Genomic DNA, 24148 nt, shown 5'->3' on the forward strand with positions numbered 1-24148 from the left:
TGTTATGTTTACATTGCTATTGCGTAAGATGCGCAACACCAAATGGATGGTGTTCTGCCTGCTGATAGGCTGCGTCATGGCGTGCGCTATGATGGCGACGATACCTATTTACATGAATGCGTCGCTTCAGAGAATGCTCGTCAAGGACTTAGAGACTTTCCAGCAGACATACAATATATACCCCGGTATGTACAATACCAAATACTCTATGAATATGAGTTTAAACGCCGAGGGTCAGCGCAAGCTGATAGAGGCCACCGAAAAGGCGGTCGATGACAGCTTTGCACAGCTTGGCGCCGAGGCGACAAACAAGCGCTTTGTGAGCGATGATTACCTGTATGCCGCAAACTTCGCCACCGCCGGCGGCAGCGACACGGTCAAGCTGCACCTTGGCGCTATGAGCGGTCTTGCAGACAACGTGACTATCACGCAGGGGCGGATATTCACCCCCGGCAAGAACGAAAACGGCGCTTATGAGGTCATAGCCACCGAGCGTGCGATGAAAGTGACTGGCATAGCCGTCGGGCAGAGCTACGAGCTTGCCAATATCTTCGACCAGGAAAACGGCAGCATCAGGATAGAGGTCGTGGGCGTTTTCGAGCCAAAGGAGGGCTGCGAGGCCTACTGGGCTGAGGGGCTCGACAACTACGTCAGCTCTGTGCTGACCGACTATGATACATACATGAGCGAGATGCTCGACACAGGGGCGCTGCATATCTCGCAGTATGTCAACAACTATGCTATCGACTACAACAAGCTCGATATGACAGGGCTCGACAGCTTTATAGAGAAGATAGACGAGCAGACCGAGGAATACAAAAAAGCCAAGGTGTCATTCTCGATGCCTGCAAAGGAGATAATCGAGGACTACGCCAAGCGTGCATCGCAGCTGCGGCTGGTGCTCTGGCTTTTGCAGATACCAATAATGCTGATGATACTTTTCTATCTGTTCATGGTGTCGCAGCTCAATGTCGAGCAGGAGAAAAACGAGATAGCCGTGTTCAAATCCCGTGGTGCATCAAGAGGGCAGGTCGTGCTCATGTATGCTCTCGAATCGCTGGTGATAGGCGTAGTGTCGGCACTTCTCGCACCCTTTGCAGGGCTGCTGCTCTGCCGCATACTCGGAGCATCGAACGGCTTCTTGGAGTTTGTCAACCGTTCATCTATCCCGGCAAGGCTTTCGTTTGAGGCGTTTGTATATTCATTCATAGCATCGGCTGTGTTCTTTGCAACGACCATGCTGCCGATATTCCCGGCAACAAAGGAAACGATAGTCGGCCACAAGCAGTCAAAGGCCAAAAAGAGAAAGCTCTCTCTCTGGGAGAAGACAGGCCTTGACCTGATACTCCTCGGCGGCTCTTTGGCGTGGCTCTACTACTACAAGAGAGAGCAGGCACAGCTTCTGAGCGAAGGCGTCACCGACATCACGGCGACGGTTAACCCCATGCTCTTTGTGGCATCTACAGGCTTTATCTTAGGCTGCGGCCTGCTGATAATCAGGCTCTACCCGTTTGTGATAAGGCTGATAGCATTTGCAGGCAGGCGCTTCTGGCCGCCGTCTGTACACGTTTCACTCAACAACATAGGCCGCTCGTCAAACGGCAGGGAGAAGTTCCTTATACTTTTCCTTGTGCTGACGGTGTCGCTCGGGCTTTTCTTTGCAAACACCGCAAGAGCCCTCAACCGCTCTGCGACCGACCAGATAAACTACGCTGCCGGTGCAGATGTAAGGCTCTCGGAGGAATGGAAGAGCAACCGTGTAAGCTCGACGAGCCAGGGTCAGTCGGCCGCATCATACGGCATGACAGGCAACAACGGCGGCGAAGAGGAGGAAGAGGAGGTAGATGCATCTACCCTCAGCTACGAGGAGCCTGATTTCACACGCTTTGAGAAATTAGAGGGTGTCGAGGCTGCGGCAAGGGTGTTCAAAAAGGACAGCGTGACCCTTTCGTCAAGCAAGATGAAGGTGCCGAAAAAGACCACCTACAAGGACAATAATGAGCGCCGCAAGGAAGACTTCATGGAAATGAACGACACCTCGACCACAAACTCCGCCAAGGACGTAACTCTCATGACAGTCGAGCCGGGCGAGTTCTCGAAGGTGGTATGGACTTCCCCGAGGCTTTTCCCGACGCATATCAACAACTACTTGAACGCACTTTCCGATTACAATTCGGGCGTTATATTATCAAGCTCGTTCCGTGACACCTACGGCCTTAAGCTCGGCGACACGCTTGAATGCAAGTGGGGCTCGAATGCTGAGTTTACGGTGACTGTGCTGGCGTTCGTTGACTGCTGGCCGTCGATACAGCCGTATGAAAAGACCGAGAGCGGCGAATACCGTGACTTTGCGATAATGAATTTTGACTATGTAAGGATAGCCACAAATGTAGAGCCCTACGAGGTATGGATAAAGCTCAAAGACGGCACAAAGACGGAGGATTTCTACACCGCACTTGAAAATGCAAAGATAAAATGCTCGACACTTGAAGTCGCAAGCCAGCAGATAATCCAGAAAAAGAATGACCCGATGCTCCAGGGCATGAACGGTGCTCTGACCTTAGGCTTTATCATCATAATGATAATGTGCATCATAGGCTTCCTTATCTACTGGATAATCTCGATACGCTCACGCACGCTGCAATTTGGCATACTGCGTGCTATGGGCATGAAATTCAGGGAGATAATCACCATGCTGCTGACCGAGCAGCTGCTCGTTTCCGGGGCAGCGATAGTGCTCTCGTTTATAGTCGGCTCGATAGCCAGCGAGCTGTTTGTGCCGCTGTTCCAGTCGTTCATGCAGACAGGCGCTTACCCCGAGTTTGAGGTGATACCTGCAAGGAGCGACTATCTGAAGATATACGCAGCCCTCGGTGCAATGCTGCTGTTCTGCTTCATTGTTCTCGGCAGGCTTATATCCAACATCAACATCAGCAAGGCGCTCAAGCTGGGTGAAGACTAAAAGAATAAAGAATAAAGGTATCGACTTGTGGCCGATGGTATTTTAAATATCATCGGAGCAGCCGATACCTTATTTTTTTATTTCCCCTTATGTGCTCTCTCCCTGCTTGCCTAAAAACATGGCAGCAGCACGGGCAAGCATCTCGTGCTCGGGTGTTGCGGTCGAGAGGTCGTCAGAAGCCACGAGCGCAACAGCCCCCGTGCAGTCACCCGAGGATATGATAGGCACCACCGTGAGTGCCCGTCTGTCGATGCCCTCTATCGGCAGCAGCGGCTTTGTGCTGTCCTGCTCGGCGTAGTATGCACGCCTGCTCTCGAATATCTCCTCCAGTGCCGGGGACACACGCCGCTCCAAAAACTCACGCTTGTGTACCCCTGCCGCAGCAACAACATGGTCTCTGTCAAAAACCACTGCCGGCGAGCCGGACAGCTTACTTATCACCTGCGCTGCTTTTTCCGCCCCCTCGGCAAGCTCGCCCATTATCGAGTACTTTTTGAGCACCACCTCGCCGTTTGAGTCTGTGAATATTTCTAAGGGGTCGCCCTCACTGATAACATTGACACTAAGAATCTCGCCCTTGCTTGTGCGTACTTGGGCGATAGGTATGAGATTGTCGGCTTTCTTAGTGCCTGACTTAAAATTTACAGCAACAGTTTCCTCTTGAAGTTCTTCGGGAACGCCTGTCCGCAGTAGCGTATCAATATCCGCTTTCAGCTTAATATCAATGTGGTCGGTGTAAACGTCTATGCGGTCAAGAATGAAATCCACATCGGCTTTGGTCAGGCTGTCCTTGTTTATAATAGTATCAAAGACCTCCATGACCGTTTTGGCAGTGCGGTTCATGGTGATGATCGCATTGTGCTTATCGGTGGCAAGCTGTATCTGATTGCGGAAACCCTCGATCTGCTGCATGAGATCATCAACCTGCTCTTGGTAGACTTCTTCGAGCATATCCTCACGTTCGGGATGCTTGGCGATGTCCTTTACGTGTTGACGGGCAAGGAATTTCAGCTCGGTCTTGATGTCCTCTATCCTTTGTAAAAGGACTTCCACTACTGTTTTGCTTGACGAGGTTTCTTTCTGCTCTTTGTCAATAGACTCTTGCAGCTGTTCAAGCATAGCTTCGGAATTGTCCTTGACTTTACGCACGAAAGATTTCAGCAGATCATCCAGCATATCTACTCTTGTGTGGTGAGAAGAACAGCCCTTGGTGCCACGTCTGTGATAAGTTCCGCAACGGTAGGCTTGTGGTATATCGCCACGGCTCATGGAAAACATGGGAGAACCGCAGTCACCGCAGAACAGATGTCCTGTGTAGACATTGTCGAACTTTTTGACGCCTCTGTAATTGGAGCGTGAACGTTGTTTCATCTGCTCCTGCACCACCGAAAACAGCTTGAAATCAACGATAGGCTCGTGGTTGTTTGCAATGACGATATGATCTACTTCCTGCAATTTCTCGTCACCGCCGTTTATCTTCTTGCGGCGGTATTTTCTTTGCCTGAGAGTACCGATATAGAAATCGTTGGACAATATCTCGCTTATCGTAACAAGGCTCCATTCCGCTTTGGAGCGAACCACATATTCCTCACCCTCGGCTTCTTTCCGCATTTCCTCGGTCTTGCGAGGTGTGGGGATATGCTGATCTGTAAGATAGTTAGCAATTTTCTTGTAACCCCAGCCGTCCGCATAAAGCTGAAATATCTTCCGAACGATCTCTGCGGAAGGCTCATCAACGGTGAATTTCATGGTCTTTGTGTTGGTCATGACATAACCGTAAGGAACGGCGCATATCCATTTACCCTCTTTCTGACGGCTGTTGATGACTGCCTTGACTTTCTTCGAGGTATCAGTAACAGGCATTTCGTTTACTAAAAATCTGAACTGTATCGCCATCCATTCGTCCGAAGTGGGAAAGTCGATGCCGTCACCTATCGAGATGATACGAATACCTGCATCACGCAAGTCCTCCAATTCCACAAGTCCCCTGCTGGTACGTCTTGAAAATCTGGAAAAATCCTTGATAATAAGTATATCATACTCGCCATGAAATAGTTTTCTTCGTAGTTTCTGATAATCTTCACGCTGTTCAAAGGTATAGCCGCTGCGGTCACGGTCAGCGTAAAAGTCAAGCGTGGAATCGGGAAACGTCCGTGCAACATAGTCGGATATGATAGCTTTCTGGTTCTCAATGGAAGTGTTGTCCTTGTCCATTTCCTCGTCCACGGAAATTCGGCAATAACCTGCTATCCTGAACTGTTCGCTCATTGTTCTCTCCTTTCTATCAATGTTGTTTCACTACATTTAATTTTTTATATCAACATTGTACCATACAATATAATATTTGTCAAGCTAAACTTACAGAAAAAGGGCGTGCTAAGCACACCCTAAATTCTTTATAAGCAGATTTTCCGCACATCGGAACAGATCACCCTGCCCCGACAGAAAGAATACGACTTTGCATTTTTTTACCTTGACCTTAGATAAAAGTTTCTCGGTCAGCTCTGCCCGGTCGTACATCTGCTGTTCCTCATTTGTCAGCCACACCTCAATGTAGCCTTTGTTCGATTTGTTGTATATCTCCAATGAATAAGCTCCTTTTTACACTATCTATATTGTATGATTCTCGGATTTACGGAACTTATTCATTTTCAGCGTTCTATCATTGATTATTTCTCCTTTCGCTTTCACGAAAGGAGGTATGACGCTGCCTTAAACGGTTGGCGAATCCGCTCTGGCAGCCTGCTGCTTGGCGTTGCAGCAGCATACACGACGATGACGTTTTTTATGAAGTAGTTTTATCCGAGGCAGGCGAATCCTCGGATATTTTCTTGGACTTTTCACGCTCGGCTTGCTCACGTTTGAGCTGCTCGATAAAGCCCTTGTTACGGTTATCATTCATTATTCTGTCGAACTTAACGATAACCTCCTCGGGGGATAAGGATTCCCCGAATACTGATATGACGTGGTCGTAAACAGCGTTTCTTTTCTTCTGTTCGAGCTGTGCTATCTCAGCTTTTATTTTCGCATCAAGAGCATTGTAAGCGTCAATGGTCGGCTGTATCTCGGCACGGTTTTTCTCGATTTTTTCCCTGTACTTTTCACGCTTAGCGATCTTCATTTCAAGTGTAACCTTTTTCGGCATAGCATCTTCCTTTCTTTTTTACCTCGTTTTTCGGAACGCTGCCACGGAATCTTTTCCCATGACAGCAGGGAATAAAACATAGCGATCACCCCTTTGCATATACTTAAATTTTGTGATTTTAGACCATTAACTTAGGTACAATTACGACAGATTTCTTCCCTTGCAGTTCACGCTATTCTCTGAAATTTTCTATACCGTTCATTCCCAAAAATACGAATAGCTGCATTTTGCTCTGTTTCATATTCTTGCATAGCAATATCTTCAACGTTAAGGGCAACGGGTTCCCTTAACAGCCAATTTCAGACGGAAGTTTGATAATTGGAAGAAAGTGGGAGGAGTATGCACCATTTTATATGCTTGCTCGTAAAGTTTGACATTTATCAAGTATATCTTCGCAAATGCAAAGCTTTTCCGCAAAAAACAAATTAACTGCTGATCCAAATCCGTGTTCGGAAATATTGTTTGATATTTCAGCTTTAATATTTTTACATACCAATTGCAAAATCCGGTAAGAACATCTGTTCGTATTTCTTATTATATTACAAGAACATATGTTTGTCAAGAGGTTTTAGAATATTTGTTTGGACGTTATTTTTAGTTTTTTCACCTTTAGATTAGTTCAGTTTTTTGATGATAACAGTTAAGTAATGAATAATTGATAAGGAGGAAAATGCAATGTGAATTTTGATAAGCTTTGACAAAATGGCCGCAGTTTCTGCAGTAGGCTTAATATATATGTTCTGCAAATAACGAACAGAATAAATGTACAAAGCGTTCGTACTGATTGGATACAAACGCTTTTTTGTCAGTAAGAATCTGTGCAGCTTTAAGAATGTAGCTCAAAAGCTGATGTTAGCCCTCGGATCAGAACACATAGTATAGTCTGCGCAGAACCCCGCGTGTGCGGGGGAAAAGATTTTCACTCCTTTCAGCCACCCTACGGGGTGGGGATCACCCCCGCATGTGCGGGGAAAAGGCAGAGGTAGGCAGAAATGACCTACCCCTTTTAGGATCACCCCCGCATGTGCGGGGAAAAGAAAATGAAATGAACTACTATATAACGCCCGACAGGATCACCCCCGCATGTGCGGGGAAAAGTTATCTTATTTTATTTTGATAAAGGAGTGTGTAGGATCACCCCCGCATGTGCGGGGAAAAGACTAAAAAGTTGTTGAAAATACAGGGTGTTTGCTTTCTTTACCCTTCCGTTTTCTTTAACTTTTCAAAGATCCTGTATGTCAGCTTACAGTCCTCAAGTGCCATGTGTTGAATGTTGGCCTTAATCCCAAGATATTTACATATCGATGAAATACTGTACCCTTCAGATATATCTGTTTTCTTTCTAGCGATTTTCAGTGTATCAATTAATCTGTTGCCTATATACATTTTGCCTGTTTGTGCACATAGCCTTTGCAGAAATCCTATATCAAAACTGATATTATGTCCGACAAGCGTATCATTTCCGCAGAACTCGGTCATCAGTTCAAGAGCCGTTTTCGGTTCTATTCCATCAGTTTTAAGCATATCATCAGTTATATCTGTCAGCTTTACGATATTTTCCGGAATGACCATGTCGCACTTGACAAGAACAGAAAAACTGTCTTCGACTTCACCTGCTCTGACCCTTAACGCTCCGATCTCAATTATTCGATCGTCTGCTCTAAGCCCGGTCGTTTCGATATCGATCACCGTATAGTTCTCTATATCATATCCCTTACGTTTTTTCTGTTCTGTATGGTTTTTGTGGTTTATTACCGCCTTAGATCCGGCTTTATATTCTGTATCAGATTCCTTCGGAAACATTCTTTTTACAAGTGTTACTCCGTCTAGATTGCAAGGCTCCCATTCACCGCCGTGTATCCTGAAATCAAGTTTTTGCTCGTTGTTCGCAGAGTAAGCCATTACTACTCTTCCGCTACTGATATTCCTGCATATTCTGTCCCACAGTCCGTCTCTTACTCTTGCACTCAGATTTCCAACATAAACTCCCGTATCAAGCTCAAAAAGCCATTTAGTAAGATCTCCTCGTAGCTTTTGAGGACAGCTTTGCCTTTTCAAGAAGTGGGCGCAGGCCTTCAAGTGTCGTGCCATATCCCGATATGTCTATCCCATAGCTGTCACAAAGCTCGGTGTTAAAGCTTATTCCCAGGCAGTCAGCACCGAGCGGCAGAAAGCCCCTGCCGTATATCTGCCCCTGCTCGTCTGATAAGGTCTGCCAGAACCACTCTGGGTATGCCTGATACATCTTCTTTCCAAGTTCGCTGTCAAAATACTCATTGAGCGGTATGAAATATCCGTTTTTCACAGATTCATTGTATGAATAAGCTCCGTCAAAGCCTGCACCGCTTAAAATAATATCTATCTGCTCGCCGCTTTGCAAAGCATTTTTGTAATAATCTCTCATCAGCTCCCTTTCTTCCGAGCCGTCGCCTTTTATCTTTACCTCCTCATGATGAATGAACTTAACAGCAAAGTCATATCCCTTTTCATCAAGGTATTTATTCACCTCATTCTGAATATGGTTTTTGTCATTGCTGCTTTCCGTAAGTGCCCATACAAGCTTTGTTTTGTTCTCAAAAAAGCTTTCATCTTCTGTTTCAAGGTCATAGTCCTCTGTATAATAAAAGCCGTTTTCGCCCTCATCAGTAATATCCTCTGTATCTGTATCGGTATCGGGTATCTCCTCCTCACGCAGATCAAAGGGAACGCCCTCTATCCTCACTGCCTTATCAATGTCGCCGTTTTTAAGGTCATTAGGGGAAAGCATTAAGGCAATACCGCACGACCATTGTATGTCAGATGCGCTGACAAATTTTTCGTCAGATTGCCTATATCCGCCGCAGTTTTACTGGCGTAAGACAAGGTGGATTTGGGCGATATGACGGAAAATTTTCAAGCATATGGCATACAAAGGCGTAAGCCGTTGGTTGTGCGGTGTTGCCTTAATATTTCCTCTCTGTCGCTCCAGCCCGTGTTAGGCGTTCTAACAATAAAGATATGCTCACCCGATACGGTATGAAGTCTGTAATTATACTGCTCATTATTTGTAACAAGCTCGGTCAGCTTACCGTCCGAAACACAGCTTATCTTCATTACATTCTCGCTGTCAAGCACCCCGTCGGGCGAGCTTGACGAGGTCACAAAAACGTCATTTCCGTATTCACAGATATTGCTTACATATGAGCTAATATCACAAAGCTTTTCCTTTTCCTTTGTGCTTAGATCAAGCCTGTAAAGTGCTATCGGAGCATTGCCCGTATAAGTCTGATAATAAAACCTGCCCCGTTCAAAGCCTACCACACTAAGCTTTTGAGCATTTGTTTTGGATAAGAATCATTTGACTTTTTCGTGGCGGTTCGGTATAATATAGGTGTGAATGGGCGAATCAAATGCCCGACAAGGCAAATCGGAATTTACAGAAGAATCAATATGGATATCGAAAAAGCAAAAGCATATTTCGCAAAGCTCCACTGAGAATATATATGGCTGTATCTATTTCCAAAACCGTCTTGTTTTGTGAAACTGTATATCTGCACAAAAACAGTTTCGGTTATTTGTGCAAATCGGCGAAAAGCAAGGCTCTGTGAAACCATTTATGCTTTTTCGGGGTGTTGATTATAGATGACAAGGCAAGCATAATATTATTAGGAGGTTAAGAATATGCCACGCTTACAAGAGATTTACAACGATGCGATAAATACTGTCAAGAATAATCCTCAGACGATAGGTATACAGTTCGGGATAGCTCTTACTGCATACAGAATGATGCAGGATAACCCGAATGATGACAGCTACGACCACAGCTATGCAGAGGTCGGCTCAAACCAGTTTCAAAATATGCGCTCCCCTGCATACGGAAAAGCGTTCAAGACAGTTGGTGAAAAGCAGACCTTAGAGCTTATGCAGAACCCCGAGAGGTTCTGGAAGGCATATAACGCTTTTGAAGAAAACAATAAGCGTCAGCCTGTCGAGGATATCAAAGCGGACGAAAAGGCGGCTTATGACGACAAGATAAAGGATATCAACAACAAGCTGAGCGATATAAATAAGCAGATGCAGGATGCATTAGTGCAGTCAAGAGCGTTAGCGAACGATGATCCCAAAAGGCAGGAGCTTGCAAAGCTGAACGATGACCTGATGAAGCAGAGAGCAAGGCAGAGGCGTGCGCTGGTGGACACTGCCAGAGAGCATGCTAAAAGAGCTGTTGCGCTTGTGGCTGCCGATCGGAAAAACGGCGGTCTCGGTGCAGTAAGCCCCGATGAGATAGAGGCTGAGCTTGAAAGCTTTAATAAAGACCCGTTCTTTACAGAAAGAATGAATCAGCTCGGCGACCGTGCTCTTGATGCAGTAATTGCCGACCCTGCCAAATTTCTTGATGATTACAGGACTGAAAGGGCACTCTATAATGAGCTTAAGGAGCTGAGGGATAAAAAGGATTACAAGGGTCTCGTTGACCGTATGGAGCAGCTGCTCGGAGATGATGACGAATCTATGGCTGATATATACACCAACACTATCAGCGGCGTCATAACCGAGAAGATCCCTAACGTTGGCAAGAATAAGGAATTTGATGATGAGACCAAGGAATTCATTACCGGGCTTACCAATGAGCTTTCAAGCCGCATGGCAAAGAACTGTGTAGATGTAAGGCTTGCAAAGGAAGAGATGAAGGAGAGGGTCAGAAACGGCGAATTCCCCGAGACCTTCCTTGTAAATGATGACACCAAGCTGCTTAATAAGATCGGCGAAGACCTTGCGCTCTACCAGACCGATGCCGGCAAGAAAATGGGCATCTACTACACAATAATGAATGAAATGCTGATGCCGGGTACAAAGACCCCAAATCAGAAAGCTAAGGGTACTATAAACGGTATTGATGCATCGGACTATGTAGGCAAGACCTTAACTAATGCCATAACGGACACCTACCAAAAGGAGCATCCCGAGTATCTTGAGGGAATGAAGACTCATCCGGACGGCCCGGAATTCTTTATAAAGGATCAGTGGTTCTATCAGCCCCCTAAAGGCAGAAAAGACTTTGATTATAACAGAAAGCGTGCAAAGGAGGGTGAGTCATACTTTAAGTCAATGCCAAAGCTTCACAAAAAGCTTTTGGATATGACACCCGAGCAGCTTTTGGCATTTGAGAAGGAGGAGGCCGCAAAGCGTGCCCTTGATGCGGAGATACCCGAGAGGTTTAGGGACTTCAACAAGAAGGCTGATTACCTTATCGCTGAAATGGACGCAAAGAAGGGCAGTGTAAAGAATACAGCACAGTATCAGAAAATGTATGCAGAGCTCAAGAATTTCCAAAATCTCGGAACTCCAAAATTTGTTACTGCAAATGATGTTGATTCAAAAAGCGCCGTTCGCAGCGCCATCTTATCAAGGACCACAGTAAGAAAGTCGCTTCTGAGGCTTGACCTTGCAGCTAAGGAGTATGAGAAGACCGACCCCGAGTTTGCAAAAAAGGTAAAGGGCTTTGTATGGGAGCAGAGGCTTGCAAACAAAAAGTATCTTGAAAACGAGCCTCTTACTGATAATGATTTTAAGCTCATAGGAAAGGCCAAGAAGGTCAGAAGCAACGAATTGCAGGGCGTTCGGTTTGACGAATATGCCGACACCGTAGCACGCCAGCAGGGCATCAGCGGGGCAGACGGCAAGATATCGCAGCTCAGAAGAAAACACAAGGACGCACAGCTTGTCTTCGGCAGCAAGAAGTATGACCGTGTGGGCGAGGCTTTGAAGAATCTGGAAACGGCCTTTAAAAATATGGAGCAGACCGAAAAACTCCGTAATGAAATGAACCGTCAGGAAGATACAATGTCTAATATCGCATTACACACAGAGGTAAAGAACGTAATACAATGCCTTGATGTGCTAAAGGGCGCAACGGGCGCTTACTTTGAGCATAAGAGGAATGACGGGCAGTGGATAGGCAACAATCAGAACGCCAACAAGAGAATAGGCGTTGTAAAGGAGATCGACGAGTTTGCCGATATGTTAAGTGATATAATGGCGAAAAAGTCGAAGATACTCGATGACAAGATAGTAGGCAAGCTGCGTGAGGAGCGGGCCGAGCAGCTGAAGGCGCAGGCCGAGCAGCAGGCACTCGAAGCACAGCCCAAGAAGCTCTCGCCCGAGGAAGAATTTGCTAAGAGCAAGGAGAGCTTTGCAAACGAGGCAGCCGAGGTATGGCTCAAAAACAAGTTCAAGAGCACTGTTGATGAGCAGATAAACAAAAAGCACCCCGACTACACCGAGCAGCAGAGGCAGCAGGTACACGAGCAGAACGCCGACAAGGTCGGTGAGTATATTGCACAGAATAAAGAGGCGCTTAAAAATGATGAGGCCTTCAAGAGCTTTATGGGCAGGATCAAAAACGAGCATGACCTTCAGGATATGAGACAGTACGCCGTGGCTGAAAACGGCAGTAAGCTCTATAGGATAATAAACGGCGAAAAGGTAATTGAAAACGAGGTCGCTGACCTTGACAAGAGGATAAAGAGGGCGCAGGAAAACCTTACGGATAACAAGAGCACGCTTGCTGAAAACGAGTTCCCGAACCCCGGGCACGACAGCAATTACAACGACTATGCAACTATCGTTACAGCCTACTATGTCAAGGCGCATAAGCGGGAGCTCGGCGAGAACATCACCAACGAGACCTTTGACAGCCTCAAAAATGAGATCAAAAGCAAAATGGTAATGAAGAACGTGATCAAGCTCAACAAGCCCGAAACGCTTTACAACAAGGCCACAACTGACAAGGGGCAGAATATCTGGAGCGAGTACAGCAACAAGCTCACAAAGTACAACGAGCAAAAGAAAATTATCGAGGACAACAAGAAGACCGCCACGATAAACAAAGAGCTAAACAATGGCGAGCAGATATTAAGGACAGCGACAATAAAATGACACCTCGGCAGATAAAGCCTTCAAGGGATAATAACAAAAACGGGAGCATCTCGCAAAAGACAGGTGGTTCCACAGAGGCTTTGGGCTGACTAACGACGAAAGCAGACAAATTAATATCACACCGGCAGAGCCGGTGGTTTTATAACAGCCCTAAAAGGGCACTTTACCAGCCGCCCCTTAAGGGGCACGTTGGAAGCTGAGGCTCTGCGAAAAAAACTCTGTAAATTCAAAAACTGTGATAAAAACGTTAAGTTGTGAGCGGCTTGAAAATAGCCGCTCCAATTTTTTTACAGTATACAATAGATACTGTAATTTGTCAAGGTTCTTTGGATATCAGCCGATCCTGTCGGGGTACATGATCTCAAGCTCGCCCAGAACTTTGCCCCAGTTTCGCAGCGGCATGGTCCATTTCTTAGCTATCTCATGCGTTGCAAGATACAAAGCCTTCAGGAGCGCTGTATCGCTTGGAAATACGCTTCTCTGCTTGTTCAGACGGCGATAGCCGCTGTTAAGACTCTCTATTGCGTTGGTGGTATAAATCACCTTTCTGACATCAGCTGAGAACTTGAAGATCGGTGATATTACGTCCCAGTTCTTGTACCAGCTCTTCATAGCGTTAGGATAATCGTCTTCCCATTTTTCAGTAACACAGTCGAGAGCTTCCAGAGCAGCATCCTCGGAAGGCGCATGATAGATCGTTTTCAGGTCGTTTGCGAACTCCTTCTTGTTCTTCTCTCCAACGTATTTCAGCGTATTTCTTACCTGATGAACGATGCAGCGCTGTAGCTCAGTTTGCGGAAAAGCTGCTGATACAGCTTCTTTCATGCCTGTAAGACCGTCTGCGCAGATGACGAGAATATCCTTAACTCCGCGATTTTTCAGCTCGTTCAGAACGCCGAGCCAGTACTTGGCGCTCTCGTTTTCACCGATATGTATTGAAAGAACTTCCTTGTGACCTGTCATGCTGACAGCAAGGATCACATATGCGGCAAGCTTCCTGATCTGTCCGTTATCACGCACTGAGAAGTGTACAGCATCGATGAATACTATCGGATATACTTCGTCCAATGGACGTTTCTGCCAGTCCTCTATCTGCGGCAGAAGGCGGTCTGTGATATCTGATACCATACCGTCGCTGACTTCAAATCCGTAGATATCTTCGATAGTTTCGCTTATTTGGCGTGTGGTCATTCCTTTGGCATACAGAGCAATTATCTTCTGCTCAATACCTGAGATGTCCTTCTGTCGCTTCTTTACGACCTTTGGCTCAAAACTGCCGTCACGATCCTGCGGCACTTCTATTTCCGTTTCGCCGAAGCTCCCGCGTATCTTCTTGGTTTTCTTTCCGTTGCGAGAGTCAGGATTGTCGGAACGTTCATATTCCTGATATCCAAGATGCTCGTCCATTTCGGATTCAAGCATTTCCTGGATCGTTCCTCCGAGAAGGTCTTTCAGGGCATCCTCAATATCCTTAGCCGACTTGATGTCGTATTCCTCAAGCAGCATTCCTATTATGTTCTTCTTGCCCTCGCTCATCGGTTCTCTTTTTCTTCTTGCCATAAAAAATCAGCCTCCTGTGATATTAATTCTATTTTATCACAGTTTGCTGACTTTTTACAGACTTTTTTTCAGAGGCTCGAAGCTGAAGCTACCTACCGCATTTGTTGTTATTTCTACTTCTTTACGTCTTTAAAAGGATCCATGTATTCCTTAAATGATATTTGGTCATACATCATATCTTCCTTTTCCTGTTCTCGGATATATTTCGCTATTCTATTCTTGTTTCCGCCAACAGTGCTAACGTAATATCCTCTGCACCAAAAATGTCGGTTCCCGTACTTGTATTTCAGATTGGAATAGCGTTCAAATATTATCACTGTGCTCTTTCCTTTCAAATACCCCATAAAATCGCTTATCCGCTGATTTGGTGGTATCTCTACAAGCATATGGATATGATCGGGCATTGCATTTGCCTCTATTATGTTTACGTGTTTTCTGTCACACAGTTCTCGTAAAATTGCCCCTATATCCTTTTTTAGTTTCCCGTATATCACTTTTCTTCTGTACTTTGGTGCAAATACTATATGGTATTGACATTTCCAGCTTGTGTGTGATAAACTATATGTATCATTAGATTTGTTTTCCATTCTAATGTGCCTCCTTGATTATTTGTAATACGGTTGGTAGCCTTATTACTATTGTACATCAAGGAGGTTTTTTGTCAACCGCAACCTCTATGCTCTTACTAAAGTTTATACATTCCACCTGCATAGCAGGTGGTTTAATTATCGAGATAATAAAGCCGTGCAGTACTCAAATGAACTGACCCCAAAAAGTTAGACAAACTTTTCAAAGAAAACTTGTGCAAAGCGACTAAGAGAGATCTTGGTCGCTTTTGTCATGCAGCGTTGAGCCTGTATTCAACAGGTGACATTCCATCAAGCTTAAGCTTGATGCGCTTTGTGTTGTACCAAACGATGTATGAATGTAGTTCTGAAATGAAGTGCTCAACAGATGAGAATTCCTGTAAGTAGAGAAGTTCTGTTTTCAGCAATCCAAAGAAGTTTTCTGCGCAGGCGTTATCAAGACAGTTTCCCTTTCGTGACATACTTTGTCTTATGCCTTTATCTTTGAGCATTTTCTGGTACTGCTTGTGCTGATACTGCCAGCCCTGATCTGAATGCAAAATGAGTCCGGTGTTTTCCGGTATCTTTGCAAATGCTTTATTCAACATATCGGTCACTTGATTCAAATTAGGGTGGTAACTCAGGTTGTAGGACACAACCTCTCCGTTGAAAAGATCGATGATGGGCGACAGATACAGCTTGACACCAAACAGAGCAAACTCTGTCACATCTGTGACCCACTTCTGATTTGGCTTATCCGCTTTGAAATCACGTTCCAAAAGATTTGGTGCTATTCTGCCGACTTCACCCCTGAATGAGTTGTATTTCTTCATGCGAACGCGGCAGAATATACCCATTTTACGCATTAATCGCTGAATTGTCTTGTGGTTTATCCTATGCGTTTTTCTCAGTTCTTTCGTTATCCTGCGATAGCCATAGCGTCCTTTGCTTTCATCATATATCCTGCGGATATCCTCCTTGATTACTGCATACTTATCCGGTTTCGGATCATTGAATCGTTTGCTGTAATAGTAATAGGTGCTGCGAGGGATACCGGCAACATCAATGAGCAGACCTATCTTGTGTTCATGCCTCAGTTCCCAGATCACTTGTGCTTTTTCTCTTGCCGTACCCTTTCGGAAACCAAGGCATTCAATTTTTTTAAGTATGCATTCTCCGCACGAAGACGCTGAACCTCGGCTATGAGGTCTTCTTCGACTTCTTTTTTCAGTTTTGGAGGACGACCTGTTGATTTGCGCCCACGACGTTCAACATAAAATCCTTCTTTGCCTTCTTCAAGATAGATGCGCTCCCACTTCGCAACTGTCTTATCTCCTTGTGGAATGTCAAATTGTCTTGCAGTTTCCATATAACTTAATTTCTCGTTCTGCATTGTTTCAACCACTTTGATCTTAAATTCGGGTGTGTATCTCTTATTGGGTATTCCTTTAGGCATAAAAATGCCCCCCTTTCGTTAGATTCCTAATTGGTATGTTTCTATTATACCACATTGTCTAACAAAAGGGGAGCATTTCAAAACTGCACGGCTCTCATTATACCTTTATATGTAGCCTATCCGCAATATCCCTCATAGCATTGTAAAACGCATACTCCTGTGTCAATGTTGTCAGTGACGGGTCGCCCTCCCTTATCCTCATAGTTCTCCTGATCTCTTTGGGAATGACTACACGCCCGAGATCGTCTATGCGCCGAACGATTCCTGTTGCTTTCATATATGATATGCCTCCGATTGATTTTGATTTGCAGGAATAGCTTGCGCATTTTTTGTCAGATTATACATTTTTTATTCGTCATTTCAAAAATAAAAAAGCCGCCGCAATAGCTGCGGCAGCTGTGTGTTTGCCTTAATATGGAACGAACTGTATGTGAGGGGCGACCTGTAATATAGCATTTAGCACCCTTTCCATGTCCTGGTGCTGTACGCCGTATTGGTGCTGCTTGCCGTTTGCGTCGTCAAATATCAGCATATCAAACTGCGTCTGACTGTTGAGCCCCTTCGATGCGTAATAGTTGTCGGCCATGCGGTTTGCAGCGAGCGAGCCGGCTGTGAGTAAGGGATTGCCTACGACGATAGTCTGCCTTGTCTGAATGCCGGCTGCGTGGACGTACCTGAACTCCTTAAGCTCCATGAAGCTGACAAGCTCAACGCCCGAAACGATGAAATCTTTCGTGATGAGCGTCGCAAAGGGTGCGTTGCCGATGATGGGCATTGCAAGATATAACGGAGCTTTGAGCCCATCGTTTATCCTTGCAGCAAGCATCGCCGGGCTGCCGTAGCGCTTGAAAGCCGGGTGGCGCCTGCCTGTTGCGCCCTTTATTATGAAGTATATCAGCAGCAGTGTGCAAAGAGCCGTGGCTGCTAAGAAGATCTTGGATAAAAGCTCCTTCCAGCCAAGCTGCGTGCCGCAGAAAACCGCACAGCCGCCGAGTATCACATCTGTTATGACAGTGGCTGTTATAGCGCCTGCCGCACTGCCTGCAAGCTGCCTGAGTATCGTCTTTTCGGTTATTTCTGGTACCATTTTCTTCTCCTCCTTGAAAGTTGTTTTCTTTGGTGATATTATACCATAAGTGCCTGTGCTTGTCAATGCTTCGGGGGCTATTGACAAGTGCTGAGGTTATGTTATATAATATACACAATAACGGTGAGTGCATAACGCCGGGGCGGGGGAGTGTATTAGAATGAAAAAGGATATGTGCCTAAAAGGTGCGCTTGTAACAGCGGCAGCCATGCTGCTTTGCGGCTGCGGCAGCAGTGTGGAAAAAAGCAGCTCGTCTCCTCAGCCCGAGCAGACGCAGACTGCCTCGGCAAAGACAGAGCCTGTACAGACTGATGAAGTGCAAAACGATGAAAGCTCGCAGCCCGAGACAACTACCACCACCACAGCCGTGACTACGACTGCCGCCACAACGACTACCCCTGAGCCTGAGGACGCAGGCATGGTCATGACTACCACTAAGCCGCCCAAAAAGCAGAACTACGAATATGCCTCAGGCTGTATCCTCGCCTATTCGGGAACGCCGCAGATGCGTGCTATGGAGCAGTATTACTACAGCAGCGACACAGGCGCATATCTTGCAAGGAGCGTTGAAAAATTTGCAAAAAAAGCAGGCGTTGGCACGCAGGTCTACCTTATGGTGATACCCACGGCTGAGGAATTCTACTGCCCCGACGATATCGCCAAAGACAGCCTCGATCAGAAGAAGTGTACCCTTGAGATATACTCAAACCTTGAGCGCAGCCAGGGCGTGCTGATAAACAATATCTTAGAAAAGCACAAGGCCGAGTATCTCTATTCAAGGACGGATTTTCACTGGCAGCCGCTGGCGGCATACTATGCAGCAAAGGTCTTCGCAGAGCAGGCAGGGGTGGATTTCCCGCTGCTCGATACATACGAGGCAGTAGAGCGACACGGCTTTTTAGGCGGCTTTTACCATGTCTCGGGTATCAGCTCGCTTTCAGAATACCCCGATGACTTTACCTACTTCAAGCCTGCCAATACCGACAAGCTGAAGGTGAAATACTACAACCGCTCGTTTAAAAACGGCTATGAGAGCCGGCTGTTTTTTGAAGATAACGGCACAGATGCGAGCTACACAGTCGTGCTCGGCACTGACGACACGATAGCCGAGATAGAGACAGGTGTGAAAAACGACCGTGTGCTCGTCATATTCAAGGACAGCTACGGCAACGCCCTCACGCCGTTTCTGACATCGTCGTTCTCGAAGATATATGTCTGCGACAACAGGTTCTTCGAGCTCAATACTATCAAGTTCATCAAGAAGGTCGGGGCGACAGATGTGCTGTTCGCATTCAACGCTTCCTCTGCCGGCAACCCCGACAGGATAGCGCTTATCGAGAGCTTAATGTCAAAGTAAACAGATGATATAATAATACACACAGGGAGGTAATAGTTATGACAAAAGAAGAGCTTGCACAGTTTAAAGGCAAAAAGGTCACATTCGAGAGGGTCAGCTCGTTCCCGGATATCAGGATACAGTTCGTTGACAGCTTTCCCGATTATGAGATAAAGCAAGCTGACAGCGAGTCGTTCTCGGTCGGTAAGGTCAAGTATCAGGAGGTAACATCGTTCCCTGATGTAAAGCTGAAAAAGGTCACCGCCTTTGGCGATATGGAGATATACTTTGAATGACAGCCCGTGTATACCGGCACTCGTAAAAAGAGTGTCGGTTTTTGTTTCTTTCAATGAACAAAATCTGTAATAATCACGGCCAAAATATGCTTTCATTAAAATTATGAAATTAATAATACAACGCTGATATATTTTTGCCGTTTTCATCTGCTATAATGTGCTTGTCAGAATGGATCAAAAGTCCAAACAACATTAAAAGAAAATGTGCATTGTCACAGACCGCTGCTGAAGTGGGCTATCAGTCGGAACGGGGTATCCGGAGGTTATCCCACTTCAGCAGCAACAACGACAGGAGGTTGTGTTGAGATGAAACTTAGAAGACTTATCGGCGCACTCGCAGCAGCGGCTATGTCGCTGAGCATGATGGTGATGCCGACCACGGCAGCTTCTACATTTACCGGAAGCTACTTCGGCACAGGATTTGACAGCTATGACTGGGGCAAAATGGAAGCCTCTGACGGCTGGTCAAACGGCGGAATGTTCGACTGCACCTGGAGCAAGAACAACGTTCAGTTCTCGGGCGGCAAGATGAACCTTTCGATCACCGGCAACAGCTGGCAGGGCTATAAGGGCGCTGAGTACCGTACAACTCAGGCATTCGGCTTCGGTATGTACGATGTAAGCATGAAGCCTATCAAGAACGACGGCGTTGTAAGCTCGTTCTTCACATATACAGGCCCCTCTGACGGCACTGTATGGGACGAGATAGATATCGAATTCTTAGGCAAGAACACAAATCAGGTGCAGTTCAACTACTACACCAAAGGCCAGGGCAACCACGAGTATGTTTATAACTTAGGCTTTGACGCATCGCAGTCATTCCACCAGTACGGCTTCTACTGGGACAGAACACACATCACATGGTATGTTGACAAGAAGCCTGTATACACAGCTTACAGAGATATCCCGCAGACTCCCGGCAGAATAATGATGAACGTATGGAACGGCAAAGGCGTTGACGAGTGGTTAAAACACTATAACGGCAGAGCTCCGCTCACAGCTCAGTATGACTGGATAAGCTACACAGCTCCTTCATCGGGCCGCAGCAATAACAACAGCAGCAATAATAACACAAACTACAATAAAAATAATAATAACAACAATAACAATAACAATAACAACTACAGCAACAGCTCGGCAAACTTCAACTCCAACCAGAAGTATGCTATCAAGTGCGTAAACAGCGGCAAAGCACTTGACGTTTCGGGCGCAAGCAAGAATGACGGCGCAAATGTTCTCCAGTATCGCTATAACGGCCAGAACAACCAGAAGTGGTATCTCCAGAAGCAGTCAAACGGCTACTATGTCATCAAGTGTGCAAACAGCGGCAAGGTGCTTGATGTTGCATGGGGCAGCAAGAACGACGGCGCAAATGTTCAGCAGTGCTCGTACAACGGCGGCAGCGCTCAGCAGTGGGAGCTCAGAAAGGTCGGCAACAGCTACGCTATCATAAACAGAGGCAGCGGCAAGGCTCTCGACGTTTCCGGCAGATCTACAGCTGACAACGCAAATGTTCTCCAGTGGAGATACACAGGCGCTAACAACCAGCTCTGGAACATAGAGGCAGTTTACTGATAACAGGAATAGAGTAAAGAATTGCAGCATCGGCGGCTGAAAGGCTGACGGTGCTGCATTTTTGTTTTCAGATATGCAAAAAGCCCGGAGAGCTCATGCTCTCCGGGCAGTGTTTTCACATTAAGTCAAGCTATCCAATGACTGACTCAGTCGCCCTTGAAAATAATGGTGGCATTTTCTAAAAGGATGTCATTTCCCCGCCGGTGGGGTTCATTAGGGGGCGAGCAAACGCTTGACTTTTTTCAAGCTATTTTGTGACCGACTGCTATAAGGGGAACACTTGACAGGCCCGACGTCTCGGGACACTGCCGTCACCAACGAATAAAAGGAAGTCACGATAATACGGATTTGAACCATATTCCCCAAGCAACGCTTGAAATGCGTTTTGACTCGTTAAGCTATCATGCAGCAGACTCAGGCTATGCCGTCTAACCAGAACGTTAAAAGTAGACTGCATAATACGCATAGCCGAACGCTTAACTACAAAAACAACAGGCAAAATGACAGCAGACTGACTGCACACAAACATACGGCGTCCCAACCGGGACCTTCCGTTCGGAAATATGTAAAAGGAAGCTGCCACAAGGTGTGCGCAACGCCTGTTGTGTTTAAGGCAACACCGCACAAAGACCGCCTGAAGGCTTTGTACGCAACTTACTTGCATCTTTTCCGTCATATTACACATTTTTTCCTTGAAATACGGTAGTATTCCTTCGGAAAATCTGTGCAATCTGACGAAAAAGCTGACTGCGCAATTTGCGCACAATCTTCGTGCGGTGTTGCCTTAACATTATTATAGTACATCCTGACCTGAAAGTCAAGATGTAAAATGCGGGCTTTGCATAAAGCCGCAAGCCCGAATGGGCACATAACTATTAACTGTTAACTGATAAAGTCAGCTGTCCATAAAGAAGTTGTTATCTATCAGGCTTACTTCCTTGTCGTCGGCAGGCTTGCCCATAACAAGTACAACGTCTGCCTCCTCACGGGTATCGACCTTTGTTGCCCACTGACCCTTGAAAAGCACAGTGAGATACTTTTCCACGCTGAAGGCGTTGTTTCTTGTAAATGAGCGGTAGTAGTCGTTGCCGCCGGTCGAGCACTGCACGCCGTCAAATACGATGCACCTGTTCTGAACGTCAACGTAGCCGTAGTTTATAGCTCTGTATCTGCCGGTCAGGTAGTGCGTGAAGAAGCAGTTCTTCGGGTCGTATAGCTCGACCTCCCTGCCGACCTCGTTTACTGCCATAACGCCCACGAAGCACTCCTCGATATCCCCGAAGCAGGGCTTGCCCGAGAAAAGATTTATGTTCGCAGTCACGAAATTGACCGAGGTTGCAGCCTTTTCAAGGTCGATGTCTATGTACTCGGCAGCGTCGCTGTGGGTTATATCACCGCTGAAAACTATCTCGTCGGTCTTGTATTTTGAGTTCCAGCCGACGTTTATCTGCTTGCCTTCAAGGTCCTTTGCGGCACCGTGCAGGTCAACGTCTACCCTTTCCTTGTCGTTCCAGTAAACAAAGAAGCGTATCCTCTTTATGTCCTCAGGTATCCTGTATGCAAGGCCTGAGCGAATGTAGCCGCCCTCTGACGACTTGTCAGTCACCCGTAATGCCGACTGCTCAAAGTCAAATCCGCTCTCGTCTATGTATACCTTTTTGCCCTTTATGGGGGTGTTGCAGGCCATGAAGCGGCGCATGAGCAGCTGATTAAGAAGTATGCTGATGACCATTGCTTCCTTGAAGCGCTCATCGCTTTCCCATACCTCTGCCGGACGCTCAAAGTGCGAGGCAAGGCTCACAAGCGTCTGTATCCTGAGCGAGAATGCCTTGTCAAGCATCGTCTTGTATACGATGTCTGCCTTGTAGCCGTTTCGCAGCAGATATGTCAGATGCCTTAGCATTATGCCGGGGCGCTGTGAGTAGTAGGCGATAGCCTCGGGGCTCTTTACCGATACGAGATACTTCGCCCTTGACTCCCACGAGCGCAGCTCGCCGTTTCTGAAAGCCGCAACTGCTGCCTTGTGCTCATCGCTTCTTGAATACTCGTTGAAGTCGATGAATTTGAGCATGAGCAGTGTTCTCTCTCCCTTCTTGTTTGAGAGTATCATGTTCTCCTTGAAGTCAGCTGCAGGATAGCTCTCAAGCAGCTTGACTATGAGGCGCTTCTGCGAGGTCCTGAAATGGAAGCCTGCCCTTGTGAGAGCGTAGTCCATGCACTTCCACACATCGCCAGTGTGCTGGCAGACAGAGTGGAGCACTTCGAGCTTTCGCTTCTTGTCGAGCTCGGCTGATGTGAACACCGAGTTGAACACATCGAGCAGGTTCTGCTTGAAGGTGACTTTAACGCCTGTTATCTGCCCGGTAGTCAGGTGAGCAAGACACTCGGGTATCATCATCTTTTCCTTGTCGTCCATGCGCTCGGTCTTTGTGAGTATCCTGGTGTAGGGAACTATATACTTGTCCTTTTCATCAATAAGAGCCAGCACCTTGGCTTCGAGAAGTGCAGGGTTCTGCTCTGTCTTCCCGGTCTTTTCCATTTCAGGCAGCCAGCCCTTTGAGACCTTCTGCCCTGTGAAAAGCTCTATCCCGTAGGTCGAGAGATAGTGCAGCATCTGGTGGAAGCGGAATACCGCCTCGTCCATCTCCATTACCTGCTGCGGAAAATCAGGGTACATCGGGTCTGCCTTGACATCGCCTATGTATTCCCTTATCCTTGAAACAAAGCTGCCTATGTCCTCAGCGCAGGCAAGCACTGCTATATCCTTTGGAGCGAGGGTATAGCCGAGCGATAATAGCTCTTCGTTTACTGTCATAGCCCTGACGAGAGCCTCGTCATCAGGCGTGTTGTCTGTTATGCGCACAGCAGCGAGCCGCAGCTGTGAAAAAAGAAGCTGATCGTAATTCATTTTCTATCCCCTCCGTGTTTTTTCTTTTACCTGCCGTCAGGTGAGTATTTCAATATAACACAAACACACCGCTCTTGTCAACAGAAATCTGCAATGTTTACATATTGTTAACATATTTCAGCGGCATTTTCACGCCTGTATCTGCGGCAAAGATCGTGTATCATCGCCTGATCTGTTCAAAATTTCGTCATAATATCCAAATTTCCCTTGCCATAAGTCGCCAAAGATACGGTGATTTTAGGCAATCCGCCAAAAATCATTCCGGCGTGGTGTGACTGTTGATGTATAGCAGTTATTTCTTGATTTTATTAAAAAAATATGTTATAATAAAGCATTGAA

General features: G+C 46.4%; 17 protein-coding genes, 1 pseudogene and 1 CRISPR repeat array. Of the genes and pseudogenes, 5 read left to right on the plus strand and 13 right to left on the minus strand.

All coding sequences use genetic code 11. The annotated features are described in order from the left end of the window. Positions 1 to 4: 4 nt before the first annotated feature. Complete coding sequence (locus CD05_RS0115230; protein WP_028511203.1) at positions 5 to 2962, plus strand: ABC transporter permease; 2958 nt, start codon at positions 5 to 7, stop codon at positions 2960 to 2962. A gap of 87 nt (positions 2963 to 3049) precedes the next feature. Here the strand turns inward: CD05_RS0115230 and CD05_RS0115235 are convergent, their stop codons facing one another. The 6 genes from CD05_RS0115235 to CD05_RS0115260 all read right to left on the minus strand — a co-directional run bounded on the left by CD05_RS0115235 (position 3050) and on the right by CD05_RS0115260 (position 9407). Then, positions 3050 to 5230, minus strand: a complete 2181-nt coding sequence (locus tag CD05_RS0115235; protein WP_028511204.1) for a stage V sporulation T C-terminal domain-containing protein — start codon at positions 5228 to 5230, stop codon at positions 3050 to 3052. Positions 5231 to 5338: 108 nt separating this feature from the next. Further along, on the minus strand, positions 5339 to 5548 hold the full coding sequence (locus CD05_RS0115240) for a hypothetical protein (protein WP_028511205.1): 210 nt from the start codon (positions 5546 to 5548) through the stop codon (positions 5339 to 5341). Positions 5549 to 5747: 199 nt separating this feature from the next. Next, positions 5748 to 6107 carry a hypothetical protein gene (locus CD05_RS0115245; protein ID WP_028511206.1) on the minus strand — a complete coding sequence of 120 codons (360 nt, stop codon included), beginning with the start codon at positions 6105 to 6107 and terminating at the stop codon, positions 5748 to 5750. Between the two features lie 886 nt (positions 6108 to 6993). Beyond that, a CRISPR array of direct repeats spans positions 6994 to 7266; the repeat unit is 28 nt; unit sequence GGATCACCCCCGCATGTGCGGGGAAAAG. Between the two features lie 38 nt (positions 7267 to 7304). Next, positions 7305 to 8198 (minus strand): type I-E CRISPR-associated endoribonuclease Cas2e, encoded by an 894-nt coding sequence (gene cas2e, locus CD05_RS0115250; protein WP_084262219.1) that lies wholly within the window; start codon positions 8196 to 8198, stop codon positions 7305 to 7307. Continuing rightward, entirely contained in the window at positions 8119 to 8874 is a 756-nt protein-coding gene (locus tag CD05_RS0115255) for a hypothetical protein (protein ID WP_028511208.1), read from the minus strand. The genes cas2e and CD05_RS0115255 overlap by 80 nt, the downstream gene beginning before the upstream one ends. Positions 8875 to 8999: 125 nt before the next feature. Then, positions 9000 to 9407: a hypothetical protein gene (locus tag CD05_RS0115260; RefSeq protein ID WP_028511209.1), complete on the minus strand. Its 408-nt coding sequence runs from the start codon at positions 9405 to 9407 to the stop codon at positions 9000 to 9002. 360 nt (positions 9408 to 9767) lie between these two features. On the opposite strand from CD05_RS0115260, the gene CD05_RS0115265 reads away from it, so the two are divergent. Beyond that, positions 9768 to 13025 (plus strand): hypothetical protein, encoded by a 3258-nt coding sequence (locus CD05_RS0115265; protein ID WP_028511210.1) that lies wholly within the window; start codon positions 9768 to 9770, stop codon positions 13023 to 13025. A gap of 333 nt (positions 13026 to 13358) precedes the next feature. On the opposite strand, the gene CD05_RS0115270 is transcribed toward CD05_RS0115265, so the two are convergent. From CD05_RS0115270 to CD05_RS0115295, 6 genes and pseudogenes are all read right to left on the minus strand, one after another. Continuing rightward, a complete protein-coding gene (locus CD05_RS0115270; RefSeq protein ID WP_028509299.1) occupies positions 13359 to 14585 on the minus strand; it encodes an IS256 family transposase in 1227 nt (408 codons plus the stop codon). 113 nt (positions 14586 to 14698) lie between these two features. Beyond that, positions 14699 to 15172: an IS200/IS605 family transposase gene (gene tnpA / locus CD05_RS0115275; protein ID WP_028511211.1), complete on the minus strand. Its 474-nt coding sequence runs from the start codon at positions 15170 to 15172 to the stop codon at positions 14699 to 14701. A 251-nt stretch (positions 15173 to 15423) separates the two neighbouring features. Beyond that, positions 15424 to 16260: an IS3 family transposase gene (locus CD05_RS0115280; protein WP_028511212.1), complete on the minus strand. Its 837-nt coding sequence runs from the start codon at positions 16258 to 16260 to the stop codon at positions 15424 to 15426. After that, positions 16257 to 16607, minus strand: a complete 351-nt coding sequence (locus CD05_RS0115285) for a helix-turn-helix domain-containing protein (protein ID WP_028510136.1) — start codon at positions 16605 to 16607, stop codon at positions 16257 to 16259. Before CD05_RS0115285 ends, CD05_RS0115280 begins: the two co-directional genes overlap by 4 nt. 178 nt (positions 16608 to 16785) lie before the next feature. After that, positions 16786 to 16884: pseudogene (locus CD05_RS21205) on the minus strand (AbrB/MazE/SpoVT family DNA-binding domain-containing protein); the annotation flags it as partial. A gap of 132 nt (positions 16885 to 17016) precedes the next feature. Continuing rightward, positions 17017 to 17694 carry a hypothetical protein gene (locus tag CD05_RS0115295; protein ID WP_028511214.1) on the minus strand — a complete coding sequence of 226 codons (678 nt, stop codon included), beginning with the start codon at positions 17692 to 17694 and terminating at the stop codon, positions 17017 to 17019. A 160-nt stretch (positions 17695 to 17854) separates the two neighbouring features. On the opposite strand from CD05_RS0115295, the gene CD05_RS0115300 reads away from it, so the two are divergent. The 3 genes from CD05_RS0115300 (at position 17855) to CD05_RS21370 (ending at position 20901) form a co-directional block, all read left to right on the plus strand. Then, positions 17855 to 19051, plus strand: a complete 1197-nt coding sequence (locus tag CD05_RS0115300) for a DHHW family protein (RefSeq protein ID WP_028511215.1) — start codon at positions 17855 to 17857, stop codon at positions 19049 to 19051. 38 nt (positions 19052 to 19089) lie between these two features. Then, positions 19090 to 19326 carry a hypothetical protein gene (locus tag CD05_RS0115305; RefSeq protein WP_037323080.1) on the plus strand — a complete coding sequence of 79 codons (237 nt, stop codon included), beginning with the start codon at positions 19090 to 19092 and terminating at the stop codon, positions 19324 to 19326. Positions 19327 to 19632: 306 nt separating this feature from the next. Then, positions 19633 to 20901 carry a family 16 glycosylhydrolase gene (locus tag CD05_RS21370; protein ID WP_028511217.1) on the plus strand — a complete coding sequence of 423 codons (1269 nt, stop codon included), beginning with the start codon at positions 19633 to 19635 and terminating at the stop codon, positions 20899 to 20901. Between the two features lie 895 nt (positions 20902 to 21796). On the opposite strand, the gene CD05_RS0115315 is transcribed toward CD05_RS21370, so the two are convergent. Then, positions 21797 to 23809 (minus strand): hypothetical protein, encoded by a 2013-nt coding sequence (locus tag CD05_RS0115315; RefSeq protein ID WP_028511218.1) that lies wholly within the window; start codon positions 23807 to 23809, stop codon positions 21797 to 21799. Between the last annotated feature and the right edge of the window lie 339 nt (positions 23810 to 24148).

This window comes from Ruminococcus sp. NK3A76, from assembly GCF_000686125.1.
In the GTDB taxonomy this organism is placed as follows: Bacteria; Bacillota; Clostridia; order Oscillospirales; family Ruminococcaceae; genus NK3A76.

What these genes read in the sequence shown, in the direction of transcription:
- CD05_RS0115285 (WP_028510136.1), bottom strand. Translation starts at nt 16,607, where the DNA reads ATGCCTAAAGGAATACCCAATAAGAGATACACACCCGAATTTAAGATC.
- cas2e (WP_084262219.1), bottom strand. Translation starts at nt 8,198, where the DNA reads ATGGCACGACACTTGAAGGCCTGCGCCCACTTCTTGAAAAGGCAAAGC.
- CD05_RS0115305 (WP_037323080.1), top strand. Translation starts at nt 19,090, where the DNA reads ATGACAAAAGAAGAGCTTGCACAGTTTAAAGGCAAAAAGGTCACATTC.
- CD05_RS0115255 (WP_028511208.1), bottom strand. Translation starts at nt 8,874, where the DNA reads ATGCTTTCCCCTAATGACCTTAAAAACGGCGACATTGATAAGGCAGTG.
- CD05_RS0115270 (WP_028509299.1), bottom strand. Translation starts at nt 14,585, where the DNA reads ATGGCAAGAAGAAAAAGAGAACCGATGAGCGAGGGCAAGAAGAACATA.
- CD05_RS0115235 (WP_028511204.1), bottom strand. Translation starts at nt 5,230, where the DNA reads ATGAGCGAACAGTTCAGGATAGCAGGTTATTGCCGAATTTCCGTGGAC.
- CD05_RS21370 (WP_028511217.1), top strand. Translation starts at nt 19,633, where the DNA reads ATGAAACTTAGAAGACTTATCGGCGCACTCGCAGCAGCGGCTATGTCG.
- CD05_RS0115265 (WP_028511210.1), top strand. Translation starts at nt 9,768, where the DNA reads ATGCCACGCTTACAAGAGATTTACAACGATGCGATAAATACTGTCAAG.
- CD05_RS0115315 (WP_028511218.1), bottom strand. Translation starts at nt 23,809, where the DNA reads ATGAATTACGATCAGCTTCTTTTTTCACAGCTGCGGCTCGCTGCTGTG.
- tnpA (WP_028511211.1), bottom strand. Translation starts at nt 15,172, where the DNA reads ATGGAAAACAAATCTAATGATACATATAGTTTATCACACACAAGCTGG.
- CD05_RS0115300 (WP_028511215.1), top strand. Translation starts at nt 17,855, where the DNA reads ATGAAAAAGGATATGTGCCTAAAAGGTGCGCTTGTAACAGCGGCAGCC.
- CD05_RS0115245 (WP_028511206.1), bottom strand. Translation starts at nt 6,107, where the DNA reads ATGCCGAAAAAGGTTACACTTGAAATGAAGATCGCTAAGCGTGAAAAG.
- CD05_RS0115295 (WP_028511214.1), bottom strand. Translation starts at nt 17,694, where the DNA reads ATGGTACCAGAAATAACCGAAAAGACGATACTCAGGCAGCTTGCAGGC.
- CD05_RS0115230 (WP_028511203.1), top strand. Translation starts at nt 5, where the DNA reads ATGTTTACATTGCTATTGCGTAAGATGCGCAACACCAAATGGATGGTG.